A 15,214-nucleotide genomic window follows, 5' to 3' on the forward strand; every position below is an offset into this window, starting at 1 on the left:
TGAGACCACAGGAAACTGACACAATAAAAAAACTGATGAGTTTATTTTCAGGAACTTTTTATTTTTCCTGTGATAATATTGTAAACCGCCTTAAAGAAATACTTAATATCGGTTCTTATAGGATGTTTCATTTTTTCTGAAAGATAGATTCTTTCGGCTTCCACATTCCCTTCAGCATCGGGCATCAACAAAGCCACATAAGGTGGAATACATCCGGGTTTGAACCGGATTCTCAATTTTTGAACTTCCTCCGGCAATTCATTAAACCTGGCCCGACTTAAAGGGCGAACCCCCACGATATTCAAATCGCCTTTCAGAACATTAATTAGCTGAGGCAACTCGTCAATCCAGTATTTACGATAAAACTTGCCCCATGAGGCAACTCTGAAGTCATTGGCCGGTTTTCCTTCTTTGTTGTAACCATTTAATTTAGTTACAAATTCCTGTAAGAATTCAGCAAACGGATGCATGGTACGTAACTTATAAACTTTAATGATTTGCCCATTTTTGCCAATCCTTGTCATTGGAAAGAAGGGTCCAAAGCTGGGCTGTACCCCCATGGTTGGCTCGCCCGTTTTTATAACGGCAAAATAAAGTAATCCTTCTATCTCTTTATATTCTATTATTTCAAACCCACAGCTCACAACCCTTCCAAGAGTTTCGCCCATGGTTAAATAGCGGTATTTCCCCTTGGTCAGGAAAAAATAAATTTTTTGAAGATAAGCTACTTTGGGCATTACTCTGTGAAAAAGAAACACGAACACCCAAAAGAGGGAAAAAAGGAAGGGAATTTTTATTTTTTTTCGATACCGTTCTTTAACATTTTTAGAGGGTTCCACACAACCAATAAATATGCCTGCATCGGGCATACACGAATTTAATTCAATTAAAAACTTATTGATATACTGAACTTTATTCAGCATACCAAGGTTAATTATGGAACGCGTATTCTTTTGAATCAATTGCCTGATTTCCTCTCGTTTCACAGTATCAATAATACTGACATTGTAACGTTCGGGGACTAAATGATTGACAAAAAATTCATAAAGCTCAATGCTGATGTTTTTCAGTATCGCTTCTTTTTTTGGGTCAACATTTGGTCTTACCAGAGGGGCCTCCAACACATATTGTCCACTTACGGATAATTCATCTACAACTTGGGAAAGCTCAACATTGTTCTTCATGACCTATGATAGTTTAATATATCTCTTTAAAATCTTAATAATCAATTATTCCTTAGCAGGGAACAATTTACAGCAAGGCGCTAACAATGTAAACAAGCATTACATTAAAAAACTACCCTAGAATCATAAAAAAAAAGACAAATCAGTCCGTTAATTCTTGAAATAGGTGCATTCAGACATTAAAACCAGCTATTAATCAAAACTAATTCTAAATAGCATATTTTGAGGAAAGAATGGTTACTGTTGACCGATGAAGGAAAAAAGAGAAAATTCAAAGTGACCCTTTAACTCTTTTACCGGTTAAACTTGTTTCCATACGCTCTTTAAAAACCACATCGGCAGGCACTTTATAGGAAGCTAACTTCCGGGCACACACCTCCCGGATATCATTCTTAGTGAGGTTTGCGCCACTTTGCTTCACCACCACGGCCCGGATAGCTTCTCCCAATTCGGGATGTTCATACCCTTCTACGGCACAATCAACCACACCCTTAAGGCTTACGATAACTTCTTCAATTTCTTTGGGTCCCACACGCTTCCCGCCTACTTTAATAATTTCCTTTTTTCTTGCACTTAGATAAATGTATCCCTCCCGGTCAATGGTTCCCAAATCACCGGTATGCAACCATCCATTTTGAATGGTTTGCCGCGTAGCCTCATCATCACCCAAATAACCTAACATAATGTTTTGACCTTTGGCAACAATTTCTCCGGTTTGTCCCGATGCCACCATCTCCCCTTTTTCATCCACAACTTTAAGGGTAACGCCGGGGATTCCTTTTCCTACCGAACCAATTTTTTCGGGTAATTTATCCGGTGGTAAATAAGAGAGTCTGGCAGTGGCTTCGGTTTGTCCATACATCACAAAAAACTTAATTTCAGGGAATAGTGAAATAAATTCCTGAATAAAGGCATTATGCAATTTACCTCCGGCTTGTGTAACATATCTTAAATGAGGAAAATGTCCTTTTCGAAAAGAGTCGGACTTACGCAGTAAAATCTGAAAATGGCTGGGTACACCGGCAAAACCGGTACACCGGTATTGATTCAAATCTCGTAATACACTGCCTAAAAACATAAAACTATTATTCAGTACTAATGTACCGCCAACCTTCATATGGGTATGTAACAATGACAACCCATAGCAATAGAAAAAAGGCAAAACAACAAGCATAATATCGTCGCCATCCAGGGCCAGATATTCCAAAATGGAACCGGTATTAGCGACTAAATTGCCATGAGAAAGCATAACACCGCGAGGCACTGCCGTAGAACCTGATGTAAAAATAATCTGAGCACAATCATGGTCATCCATTTCCGGGCCTGATTTATAGCCATGCCACTTTTCATCACCAAAATCAAAAAGGGGTGAATCTTCAGATAAAACATCAACCCCTTCAATTTCTGTAATTTTCAAGGATGAATGCACAAAAGCATGAGAGGCACCGGTTTTTCCAATTACCAAATCCAGGTTTGATTTTTCTATTGCCGTACTTAAAGGAACCACCACACAACCCGCCTTCATAACAGCCAAATAAACCGTAACAAAAAAAAGATTATTGGGTGATATTAATAGAATTTTTTCTCCTTTTTTAAAGTTTTGGCCAATCCATTCAGAAAGCTGCATAACCCTGGCAGAAACCTCACGATAACTGTATTGTTTTTTACCGGATATCAATAGTATTTTGTCCAAATTGGCCGTATCCTGAAATAAATAGTCGACAGCGTTCATTTTTATCATTTGCATTATTACATAAATCAACTAAATCGTCAGCCCCCAAGGACTATAAGATTAGTTTATGGTGTGCAGCACCGAATGCTTTAACCCGTTACGGCTTCCAAAAATCATAGTCGTGCAACGGTTTTGCTCTCAGGTATTCGGTGGTCTTCAGTTTACGTTCAAAATTGGCGAAGCTTTTCTTAACATTTTCTTCACTCATTTCCACCACTTTGGCAACCTCATCGGCAGGATAACCGTTTTCCCATGCGAACCACAACAAGTCCATTTTTTCGAAAGGCAACTGGTAAAAGAATTCTTCCTGCGTTTGCTCTGCAGTATAAGTATCGGTAGTAGGGGTACGTTCAATAATTTCCCGAGGTACTTCCAAAAATTCTGCCAGCTGATAAACCTGCGTCTTATACAAATTGCCAATAGGCATCATATCAGCTCCTCCGTCGCCAAATTTCACAAAAAAGCCTTGTTTCACTTCATGTTTGTTAGGCGTACCAATAACGGCATAATAACGTGCCTCGGCATGATAATAAAGCATGGCCATCCTGCTTCGTTGCTTGAAGTTGGAGGCTGCTACAATTTGCAAATAGGCATCAGGCGACAAGCGTCGGGAAATCTCACTCCCATCCTGAAAAATTACGGTAACGTAAAATACAGGGGGCAGATTTTGTTCCAATAGCTCTTTAGGAATAACAATCTTCATTTTATCGGTAGCAGGATTATATTCGGGAACAATCCTCTTTACTGCTTCATCGCGCCGGGTGTAACAGCCAAATCCGCTGAGCGCATCGCTGATATTCTCTTCAACGGTTTGTACACCATATTTATCGGCCAGTTTTAAGGCCAGAGCTTTACTATCGGGACTTGAATCCTTTTCGGGCAATAAAACGCCTACAACTCTTTCCGAACCTAAGGCCCGGGCTGCCAAAGCCAAGGTTACCGAGGAATCAATGCCGCCACTTATTCCTACCACACCCCCTTTCCTTCGAAAACGCCGGAACACATCTTCTTTTAATTTCTGACAGATTTTATCGGTCAACGCTTCGGGATTTTTTATTCTTAGAATATCAGGTGTAAAACTTTTCATAATTATTTTTAATATTTGATTTAGGATTTACGAACTTGAAATAATTTTCTTACAATGCTCTATCAGATTCGTAGTACTGCATTCGCATAAATTTAATCTAACTTATTGTTTAAATGTTACTTAATGTTAGTGGTTAGTTTTTAGTCGTTAGTGGTTAGTCATTTCACAACCTCACAGGCTATTAACCTAATAACCTATTAGCCTATTAGCCTATTAGCCTAACATCCTATTAGCCTAACAACCTATTGGCCTAACAACCTATTGGCCTAATTACCTAATGGTCTATCCGGCCTGTGCACTTTTGCTTCAGTTTTTTATTGTTACATGTATTCATGTTGTGGTGGTTTTATTTTTTACAAGGATGATGTTACACCGTTCCGCAGTTCAGTTTTTAAAACATCATGATCCGATATTGGTGTGAAATCACGGATGAATTGTTGCCATAACAAATGGGTTGATAGTACTGCCACTAAGGCCATTTGATCTACTTCGGAAGAGGTTTGTTCTCTTGTCAACTTTCTTAAAAGCAAATCAATAGCTTTAGGTTGAAACACACCTGCCGCCTGAGTCAATTCGGGTGAAAGCATATTTCTGACATAAGCATCACTTTGTTCGTTAAGAAAAGGCGTATGTAGCGGAGCCCGGTAAGCTTGTTTAGAGCGGGTTACCACTTCGTGGGGCAATTGATTTTTGTAACGGTATTTTAGTAAAAATTTTTCCTTCAACCCGTTTAACTTAAACTCATCCGGAAGGGTAGCACAAAACTCCATAACACGGTGATCCAAAAAAGGATATCGTCCTTCAACACTATTGGCCATGGCCATTCGGTCACCCTGAGATGAAAGCAGATAGCCCGACATAAATATTCTGGTCTCAATATATTGAGCTTTAGCCAGAGAACTGCTACCGGCCAGCAACGGAGTCCATTCCGATTCAAGTTGTTCGACAAAGTCGGGCACTTCACCGGCTACAGGAACCATCATCTTGGTTATCCGTGAAGTGTTATGCCAACGTAAAAGGTGAGAATAAATCACAGAGTCGACATCGTTTAATCGATAGCCAAAAAACATTTTCAGTGCGGAAGGCGACATTTTTCTCAATCGTGGCAAATAAGGATAAAGTTTGCTAAGCAATAACGGACGGTATTTAGAATCAGGGTCTTTAGCCCAAAACCGACGAATCATCATTTCTTTAAACAAGTTATAACCTCCAAGCATTTCATCGGCTCCTTCACCAGTCATCACTACTTTAATGTTGTTTTGCCGTACCAATCGCGAAAGCAAAAACATAGGGACCGGTGCCGTCCGCAAAACAGGCGTTTCGGAATGCCAAACCGCTGACGGGAAAAATTTAGAAATGTCGGTCGAATCACAATAAGCTTTGTGGTGCTGTGTTTTAAGTTGTTCAACCATCTTGTTTTGAAAAGTCCCCTCATCGTATTCTTCTTCAGAAAAACCGATGGAAAAAGTCTGTAACAATCCTTCGGGACTATTTTGCCTGATAATTGAAGCAATAACAGCCGAATCGAGCCCTCCGCTCAAATAAGACCCTACAGGAACATCTGCCCTTAAACGAAGTTTCACGGCATCATTGAGCAAATATCCCAGTTCTTCACCGGCATCATCCAATGAACCTTTGAACCGGTTATCAAAACCATTTATGGCGGGTTCCCAATACTTTTCTACATTTATTTGTTGCTGCTTATATTCAAGGAAATGGCCGGGCGGCAGTTCAGTTATCCCATCGAAAACGGTATGCGGCGACAAGGCCGTCCAAAAAGTAAAAGTCTGTCTTAGCGCATTGTAATTGAGTTTTCGCACCACATCAGGAAATTCGAAAATCGATTTTATCTCCGATGCAAAAACCAATCGTGAATTTTGATGTGTATAGAACAAAGGTCTGATTCCCACCCTGTCACGAGCCAAAAAAAGGCTTTTTTCTTTGGTATCCCAAACAGCAAAAGCAAACTGCCCGTTAAGCATAGATAAACATTTGGACCCAAACTCCCTGTAAGCCAACAACAAAACCTCAGTATCACTGTTTGTGGAAAATCGACAACCTTTTTTTTCTAAAACTTTTCTTAATTCCAGATAATTAAAAATTTCACCATTAAAGGTGATCCAGAAGCGTCCGGAATCATCGCACAGTGGTTGATGTCCTGACGCAATGTCGATAATACTTAACCTAACGCTACCTAATGAAACATCGTTGGAAATAAAGGCTCCGGCTTCATCCGGCCCTCTGTAACGGATTCTGGTAAGCATCTTATCCAGAATCCGTTTAGTCGTCTTAACACTTCCGGTATTACCGGTAAAACCTGCAATTCCACACATACTTACTGCATTTTAGAGGCCACAAACTTTTCTATGGCATTCAAGTTTTGAAAGTTTTCCTCCACCAAATCCGTATCTGCTGTCTTAATACCATAATTCTCCTCCAGAAAAGCAATAAGATTCAGTAATCCCATTGAGTCAAAAATACCTTCTTCAAACAGCATGGTATCATCTTTTATTTCATCCATTTCGGTGAAGGACGTTTCGGCAATAAATGCTTTGATCTCTTCTTTTTTAATTGTCATAATCTCCATAAGTATTAATCTTAAAAATTGGGTTAATAATTGCGCATCAATAAATCATTGATAAGTCCACAAGGTATAATAAGCGGCAGTGATTATCCACCTCAATTTGTCAGGATGCTGTAATATTTACATGAAATGAATCTAAACAATGGCTAAAGGAAAAAGGAATTTCCCGGTACTGCCGGGAAAAGAGTAATACAAACCTTTGAGAACAAAGGCATAAACATCATATAAACACCTAAGGATAAGCTTATAAAGTCACTTCAGCAGCAGATTATTGAGAAAAAGTTCAAGACGGGTAAATCCGTTGGATTTTAGTTCATGAGGATTGTCCGGAATAATAAACTTGCGTTCCTCAACCGGAAGAGTTAATGTAACCTTTAACTCATCTTCCTCTGCAATAATATTGCCCTTTCCGGTTCTAATATTTTCGATAATAAGGCTATCTATCGCATCACGGTTAAAAGCAAAGGCTCCAGCTTCATTTAACAACCGCTCAGGCAATTCCCCGGCTTTCCATAAACCTTCCGCAGAAATGGGGAAAGGTCGGTCGGGCAACGGATAGAAACGCTCCGATTTATCATACAATTGTAATTCATAATCCACATAAGTTTGGTCGCCATCAATAGTCATATTATCAGACCAATAAACCAATAATGAATCGGGCACAGACTTATGGACAGAAAGTAAGAACCGGTTAACGTTATTTACACCTGTTATGTACAAATTACCTTCAATTAAAACACTTAACGGCAAATTCTGAATGCCTCTGCTTCCAAGATATACCGCATGATTCGAAGAATTGTAAATAAGGTTATTAAGGATTTCAATTGTTTGAACGTTACCGCGAACACTGGGGTTACGGTCGGCATTAAATGCTATCACATTCCTTATCAGGCTAACACCGGATGAATTAAGAACCAATAAGCCACAAGAATGGTTAAGCTTGTTGAGCGAATAGCCGATAATGGAATTGCTAATGGTGATTCCCGGCCCGGCATTTATAACCGTTAACGTTTCATCCAAGCCAAAGGCAAAAGAACATCTGTCAAAAACCACGTTGTACACCCTGCGGTTGGTTCCGCGAACCGTAACACAATCGGACTGATCTTCATGTTTGCTTCCCAGACGAAACCGCATATTCTGTATCAACACGTCGTGAGATGAAACAACAAACGGCTGTCCCCATAGGGCTACCCCTTTACCCGGTGAGGTTTGACCTGCAACATACAGATAAGGCGGCGTAACAATGAGTGGTCTCTTGAGATGAATATCTCCTGCCACCTCGAACACCACAATACGTGGGTAAGGACGTGTAACGGCGTATCGAAAAGAGCCGGGACCGTAATCGTCTAAATTATCAACCACCACAATCTTTGGCAAAGAATCGCCGGCATAGGCACCCCGCGAGGCGGTCCCCATCCCCTGTGAACCGGGAAAGATATTCTGGCTAAAACCCTGATTGGATGAAAATAATCCACTGATTAAAAGTCCTGCTAAAATTACCCTGGTCTTTGCTTTATCGAAAAAAGATTTCAGAATTTTTTTCTTTGAACGATAGGACATTCCTTTAGTCTCAAACTTAAATTTACTCATTAAAATAAGCCTCTCCTGGATAGACAAAGGCATAATAACCTTGGCGGGATTACCGTAAACAATAGAATTTTCCGGTATTTTTCCCTTGACAACCGAACCTGCTGCCACAATACAATTATCCCCTATCTGTGTATTGGGAAGTATAATAACATTTAGGCCTATACAAACATTATTGCCTATTTTTATTTTTCCAAAAAGGTCAATCCTGGGATATTTCTCCCGAAAAACCCACACACCCCCATCATGAGTAATAAATCGCGTGCCGTTGGATATCACCACATGGTCACCTAACTCTATTAAATAGGGTTCAGAACCCCAGCCTGCCTTAAATATTCTGCAATTTTTCCCAATCTTTACCCCTGCAATACGAAGCAAGGCTATCCGGATACGACTGATAGGTATTAAATGCGATAAATAAATTATTAATTTGATGTATATCTTCATTAGTATAAAGTTTACTTAAATCATTGGTCGGATGGAACTTAAAGTTGGTGGCTAGCCATTAGTGGTTAGTCATTAGTCTTTAGTATCTTATGTAATCAATACTAATCACTAATTACTAATGACTAATCACTAAAAACTTCTTCCGTCTTCTTCCTGAGCACTTCTGTCTCTATATTTCCCCCCGGGCGGGTATCAAAAAAGTCTAATTTTCACTTTGTGCGACCCTGTGGTTGCTTTGTGCAACACTTTGTATATTTTGTGAAACACTGTGTAACAATAAAATTTATAGAAAACCTTTCGGTATTGATAAAACCTCTAAATTACATATCCACTCCAACAGGAGATATTTCCGGAAATCTTTGTTTTCGCCGTTCAATTTTGTTTTCACCGAAAAATTTTCATTTTCACCGTCAAATTTTGACTTTCACCGAAAAATTTTCGTTTTCACCGAGAAATTTTCATTTTCACCATGAATTTTTGACATTCCCCTTCAAATTTTCATGTTCACCGAAAAATTTTCATTTTCACCGTCAAATTTTGACTTTCACCGAAAAAAAATCATTGTCACCGCCAGATTCTTATTATCACCAGGAAAAAAACACATTCGACTTTATTTTTTTAACTTATAACCGGCAGGGCATTAAACTTTAGTCATTAGTGATTAGTCATTAGCGATTAGTTAATTGTAATTAGTCTATCTATATTTTCAATTTCAATTCCCTCAATATACTATTACCTATTAACCTATTTGCCTATTGACCTAATGGCCTATTGGCCTTCACTGCCTTAGCACATCTGCCTCAGAGTTTCATTTTTGCCAGCCGGTATCATACAAATTCTTTTTGGATTTACTTGCCGGTAAGACTCTTTTGGTCACCTCTTCCTTCCAGGACATCGACGATGCGTTGGCAAAAAAGCGGATAATTGGCTTTGGCAAAAGCATGAGAAGGATGAGAATCACGATCGCTCACGGCATTTTCAGGTAAAACATAATTTCCGCCTCCGGTTTGCAGTGCTCTGAAATCCCAAAGAAAGATGTTATCACCGGGTTCATCCCATTCATTAATAACCCATTTTGCAAAATCAGAGGCAGCCATTGCCGATTCGGGGTTGGTAGCCCGCTCTGTTAACGCCGTGGGAGTCCAAATGAGGAATTTGGTGTCAGGATATTTATACATTTCATTTTTCAAAGCCAGGTATTGAAGTTTGTAGTTTTCAACCATTTTTTGTTCCGAATAGACATCAACTTCACCATCAAAGACAATATGACTTACCGGAAAACAATGTTTGAAAATAATCATATCATATTGTTGGGTAAGCAGTTTTAAGGTAGGCTCCTCTTGATAATATTCTTCATCGCCATGTTTAACCCAAATGTTATAATAATCAAAAGGGTAATTCTTCCAACCATAAGGTTCTTTCTTCGGAAAGACCTTTTCAGATATCACATAATTCTTCTTATTGGTTTTGTTATACTTTGCAAACCATTTTTCAACGGCCATCCTCATGCCCATTTTGGCTTTTACTTTAGTAACAATATCGTTACCACCACGCCAAATGGTGTTACCGGTACTGTGATGCAAAAACAGAATCTTTTTTTCATCCATAGAGTCGCTATTTTGATTACACGCCATTAACAACAGAATTATCCCAATGCTTATTATTCCACCCCAATACTTCATAACAACATTATTTACGTTATACATACCCCAAACATAAGCCAGAGCGCGTAGATTGTCTATTCAATTTTGACAAACACAAACCATCTTTAGATGAATCGAGCATGACAACTTAGGGTTGTCACACAAGAGAATATTTAAAAAGGCAGAAGTGCTCAGGAAGAAGGCAAAAAAAGTGATTAGTCAACAGTCATTAGTGATCTACAGACTTTCCTGATAAAGGTCAATACGGTTTATCGAATTATCCGGCACCTTTATAAAAAAATAATCCCCACTGGTCATCAAATTTCCTAAATTGGACTTAATTATTATGACAAGGGCCGGCCATTCCTTACAAACATCAACTCATTTAATTTCAAGGTTATCCAATTGTCAGTTTTTTTTCCCGAAGGAAATGAGTGTCTATTACTATTTGTGAAATGTTTTTTACGATACATAAACTATAACCCAAACCATTTAAAAGGGTTATTAATGGCTCATCATGTGATTCATCGACACGCCAAAATGAATTAAATAGAAACCTCGATTAATAACCATTAAAATTGACCTAACATGGAACGTACCATTGAGCAATTGAGAGAGCAATATGAGATAGAAAAAGAACTGGCCGGCAGATTGAAAAATGCCGGGAAGAACGAATGCATCTGTATTCATCGGTTTACGATGAGTTATACCAACGAGTGCCTCATCATCCGCAGTTAACCCGAAAACAAGACCCTGCCAAAAATCTGGAAAGACTATCTAAAGAGCTTAAATTCATAAAATTATTCCTGACCAAGGGTGCAACGGTAGCTGAAGTCGGGCCGGGCGATTGCCTCTTTTCGTTCGAAATGTGCAAAAAGGCCAAAAAAGTTTATGGGGTTGATGTTTCGAAAGAAATAACGAAAAATAAAACTACACCTGAAAATTTTCAGCTTGTCATCTCGGATGGCATTAGCATTCCTGTACCAGAGGGCAGTATTAATTTAATTTACAGCAATCAACTGATGGAACATCTTCATGTCGAAGATGCCAAAGAACAACTTCAAAATATTGTAAAAGCCCTGGCGCCGAATGGTCAATATGTGTGTGTAACCCCAAACAGGATTAATGGACCACATGATATTTCCAAATTTTTCGATAAAAAAGCTACCGGTTTTCATTTGAAAGAGTACACCTTTACAGAATTGAAAAAATTATTTTTATCGGTAGGCTTTTCGTCGGTAAGCGGTTATTGGGGTTTAAAAAGCCTATATTTTAAAGTACCTAACGGAATAATTTATCTGGCCGAAACCATTATCAGCATTTTTCCTTTCAAAATAAGAAGGTTAAAAATATTCAAACCCTTTCTTACCATCAGAATTGTCGGAAAAAAATAAAATTGGCTGATGGCTGTTTGGCAGCACTATTACATAGATAGTGTTTTCTCTTCCGCAAATATTTTGAGAAAGGGACATTAAATTGACATGGGAAATTTGAAAAGATACGCTTATTGGTAACACTTGTTTTTCAAGGGCAATTCTTTTCGGAATAACCAACAAAATGTTTCAATATAGCCTTTCCAAAAACAGCCATCCGGGGTTAAAAATCTCTATCCTCTCATCACAATAAATTGCCACCGAAAAACTTTGAAATTCTTAATTCAAACAAAAAAAGGTATATTTGACAATGCTTAAAATGAAATGAGCATGACCATGAAAGTTTGTTACAACGGGAGTGCACAGGCAGAAAGAGTTTTTAGTGATTAGTAAAAAGTCAGCAGTCATTAGCATGGGTTACACTAACGTCAAATAACCATAAACTAAAACCTGTACACTATTTAATTCAGTTCCTCGCAGCCAATAACCCGAATAAACTCTATACGAATCAATTTTTGTTTAGTCTTCAGAATAATTTATTCTCCTTCAGTTATTTATTGTTCATCCTCCTCAATGATTCCCAATCTTTTTTTGACGAACAACCTTATTTTAATGATAAAAAAATTTTAACATTAATTAATTAACCTCTTTATTTCCTGATTTTCAATATACTAATACTTTTATCAAAAATTTTCTTCATGGAAATTAATTGACGAAACAACAAATTAAAAAGTTTTTCGTATTGATTTCAAACCTAGTTTTAAATTAATCAAACATTTATTTAAAAGGCCATGAAGAAAACATTGATGAAAGAGGTTATCATCGCTCTGATGATAATGATGGGATTTGTCTATGCAAGTTGTTCATTAGAGGACTTGGAGACAGTAACAGAAACGACCGTTGATGAAGATCAACAAGAAGAGGAGGAAACATCAGACGGATCCGACAGTAAAGAAGATGAAGAGGATTCTACTCCGGATCAGCAATCATCTGCACCGGAATTTAACGAGACCAAAGCATTCCCCACAGCCGAAGGATACGGAAAATTTGCACAGGGAGGACGTGGAGGTAAAATTGTTTACGTCACTTCATTGGAAAACAGCGGACCGGGTACACTGAGAGAGGCTTGTGAAGCAGTATCGGGACCAAGGATAGTTCTTTTTAAAGTATCCGGAATCATAAACCTTTACAGGCATATAAAAATCAAAGAACCTTATATTACCATAGCCGGACAAACGGCACCGGGATCCGGGATTACTCTGAAAAACGCAGGTTTCCAAATCGAAACTTATGAAGTAATTATCAGACACCTACGCATCCGACCCGGTGATGACACCAATCCCGAATACTTAGAAGGAACACTGCGTGATGCGTTCTACATTTACCCAAACAGAAACTGTCACAATATTGTACTGGACCATATGACATTTACCTGGGGTATTGATGAAAACCTGACATTCTCAACCGGAACCAATAATATAACCATGCAAAATTGTATTATTGCGGAAGGCCTTTCTAACAGTCTTCACAATGAAGGCGAACACTCAAAAGGATTGTTAATGCTTAATCAATTGGATAATATTTCCATGATCAACAATCTTTTTGCCCATAACAGAGGACGCAACCCGTTAATTTCGAGCAATAGCCGAAATGTTCATCTGATAAACAACCTTATTTATGGCTGGGGAGGCGACAGAACCGGCTGGGGTACACATACCCAGATGTTTGTTGATGATGACCCAATTCAAAATGCGGTTATTTATGGAAATGTTTATCGTAAAGACAGCGAAAGTAATGATTGGCCGCTCTATTCCGAAAGAAACTTCCGTCGCCTGGCAGATGGAACTACCTTCTACATAGACAATAATTATCTGGACGAAAATGGGACGCTCGAAAACATGAAAAACAGAGACAATGATCTGAATTCAAATCCCGATTATTTCACATGGTGGTTGCTGGATACTCCACCATCAGGATGGAGAGATACCTATTCAACTATTAAGGATGATATTGATGACGTTGCCGACTATGTATTGGCTAATGCCGGAGCCAGAAAGCCCATATTGGACGAGGTGGACGAAAGAATAATTAACGAAGCCAGAACATACACAGGACGTATCATTGATTCACCGTCGGATGTAGGTGGATATCCCGCTCAATATACCAGTGATGTACCGGAAGATTCGGACAATGACGGAATGCCGGACAAATGGGAAATTGCCAATAATCTTGATCCCAATTCTGCCGACGATGCTTATGAATATACACTTTCAAGTTATTACCAAAACATTGAAATGTACTTAAGTGAATTAGCAGGAGATTTCTAATAAAAAACTTCATTATTTAAGAAAGGCCTCTGATAATGTATCATCATTATTCAGGGGTCTTTTTTTGTTTATTAACCACTGATACAACTCATGATAAACCAATGATAAATTTTCCCAATTATAGTCTCGCATTAACCGGTCAAAAGCCCTGTCGGCATAACGGGCCGCTTCTTCAGGGTTATTAAATACCCATTCCAATTTATTAGCCAGGTCCAAACTGTTCCCTTTTTCAAAAAAGATAACTTCATCAGAATCAAATACCTGTTGGTTTTCAGGAATATCGCTGCATATTATTGGGACCTTCATCGAACCGGCCTCCAACAACATATTAGACATGCCTTCATGAAAACTGGGAAAAACAAAAACTTTGGCATTTTTTAAATAGGCCATTAAAAGATTTTTGTCGGTAATAAGGTCCATAAACTTAACGTTAAGTCCTTCGGCCAGTTTTTCAATTTCGCCGGTATAGGCTAAATTATGAGTTCTGTTACCGATAATGATAACCCGTCCCCGGTATTTCATTTTTTTCAATGCTTCCAACAAAACGTGACATCCTTTGAGTTTAATAATCCGACCGGAAGCAAAAAGCACATAAGAACTTTCATCAATATGAGGCAATGCATCCATATCGGGCATAATGATGCCATTAGGGACATAACAAATTTTGCGTTTGGTATGCGGCTGAAATTCTTCAACCACAGGACGACTAACCGAAGTTAAAACATCTGCCGGCCAATGGAAAAACAGCCATTCCATAAAAGTAAAATATTTCTTTACCAACGGATTCCATTTATCCGCCAATTGGGGGCGCGCGCGATGGCCTGCTATCACTCTGTTTCTTATCCGTAAAATGGGAATGATAAAAGCCGCATCGACATGGAAGACGTGAACCACATCATATTTTTTTACCAGGCAATAGAACAGGGAACACAGATAATACCAGAAAGTGTTCATCGATTTAATAAAGAATTGCTTAAAAACAACCTGCTTTATACCATCATAAACGCCGGTTTTCCGTTTCGTATGGGTAGATGTGTTGAATACAGTAAAATCGTAATGGTCCTTCAGAAAACGCATCATATTTTCTCCGGCTCTGGCCGAACCGCCAAAAGCAGGTAAGCCTTTTAATCCTATAATAGCCACTTTAGGCTTTTGGTTTTGTTGGTTCATCATTGTAGATTTTTGGCGAGTTTAAGTATTAAGTATACGGCGATAAAACTTAAAGCAACACGCCATCATGAGATAAATTA

At 38.6% G+C, this 15,214-nt stretch carries 11 protein-coding genes; 3 read left to right on the top strand and 8 right to left on the bottom strand.

All coding sequences use genetic code 11. The features are described from left to right. Positions 1-47: 47 nt before the first annotated feature. The 7 genes from BM130_RS01465 to BM130_RS01500 all read right to left on the bottom strand — a co-directional run bounded on the left by BM130_RS01465 (position 48) and on the right by BM130_RS01500 (position 10,303). Positions 48-1,184, bottom strand: coding sequence for a sugar transferase (locus tag BM130_RS01465; protein ID WP_010527941.1), 1,137 nt, complete (start codon positions 1,182-1,184; stop codon positions 48-50). A gap of 271 nt (positions 1,185-1,455) precedes the next feature. Further along, positions 1,456-2,925, bottom strand: coding sequence for a class I adenylate-forming enzyme family protein (locus tag BM130_RS01470; protein WP_237706146.1), 1,470 nt, complete (start codon positions 2,923-2,925; stop codon positions 1,456-1,458). Between the two features lie 88 nt (positions 2,926-3,013). Then, positions 3,014-4,003 (bottom strand): NAD(+) synthase, encoded by a 990-nt coding sequence (gene nadE, locus BM130_RS01475; RefSeq protein ID WP_010527939.1) that lies wholly within the window; start codon positions 4,001-4,003, stop codon positions 3,014-3,016. Positions 4,004-4,356: 353 nt separating this feature from the next. Further along, the gene (gene asnB / locus BM130_RS01480; protein ID WP_010527938.1) at positions 4,357-6,336 is read right to left on the bottom strand and encodes an asparagine synthase (glutamine-hydrolyzing); all 1,980 of its coding nucleotides are present in this window, start codon (positions 6,334-6,336) and stop codon (positions 4,357-4,359) included. Positions 6,337-6,338: 2 nt separating this feature from the next. Beyond that, positions 6,339-6,581: an acyl carrier protein gene (locus BM130_RS01485; protein ID WP_010527937.1), complete on the bottom strand. Its 243-nt coding sequence runs from the start codon at positions 6,579-6,581 to the stop codon at positions 6,339-6,341. A 258-nt stretch (positions 6,582-6,839) separates the two neighbouring features. Next, positions 6,840-8,621 carry a DapH/DapD/GlmU-related protein gene (locus tag BM130_RS01490; RefSeq protein ID WP_010527936.1) on the bottom strand — a complete coding sequence of 594 codons (1,782 nt, stop codon included), beginning with the start codon at positions 8,619-8,621 and terminating at the stop codon, positions 6,840-6,842. Between the two features lie 848 nt (positions 8,622-9,469). After that, positions 9,470-10,303 carry a hypothetical protein gene (locus BM130_RS01500; RefSeq protein ID WP_029626633.1) on the bottom strand — a complete coding sequence of 278 codons (834 nt, stop codon included), beginning with the start codon at positions 10,301-10,303 and terminating at the stop codon, positions 9,470-9,472. A gap of 549 nt (positions 10,304-10,852) precedes the next feature. Between BM130_RS01500 and BM130_RS15335 the strand changes: the two genes are divergently transcribed. The 3 genes from BM130_RS15335 (at position 10,853) to BM130_RS01510 (ending at position 13,964) form a co-directional block, all read left to right on the top strand. Further along, positions 10,853-11,002 (top strand): hypothetical protein, encoded by a 150-nt coding sequence (locus BM130_RS15335; RefSeq protein ID WP_157998110.1) that lies wholly within the window; start codon positions 10,853-10,855, stop codon positions 11,000-11,002. After that, entirely contained in the window at positions 10,939-11,658 is a 720-nt protein-coding gene (locus BM130_RS01505; protein ID WP_010527933.1) for a class I SAM-dependent methyltransferase, read from the top strand. Before BM130_RS15335 ends, BM130_RS01505 begins: the two co-directional genes overlap by 64 nt. Before the next feature lie 770 nt (positions 11,659-12,428). Next, a complete protein-coding gene (locus BM130_RS01510; protein WP_010527932.1) occupies positions 12,429-13,964 on the top strand; it encodes a pectate lyase family protein in 1,536 nt (511 codons plus the stop codon). 12 nt (positions 13,965-13,976) lie between these two features. Here the strand turns inward: BM130_RS01510 and BM130_RS01515 are convergent, their stop codons facing one another. Next, positions 13,977-15,134, bottom strand: a complete 1,158-nt coding sequence (locus BM130_RS01515) for a glycosyltransferase family 4 protein (protein ID WP_010527931.1) — start codon at positions 15,132-15,134, stop codon at positions 13,977-13,979. Positions 15,135-15,214: the final 80 nt, after the last annotated feature.

It is taken from the genome of Thermophagus xiamenensis (genome assembly GCF_900112795.1).
Lineage (GTDB): Bacteria > Bacteroidota > Bacteroidia > Bacteroidales > Marinilabiliaceae > Thermophagus > Thermophagus xiamenensis.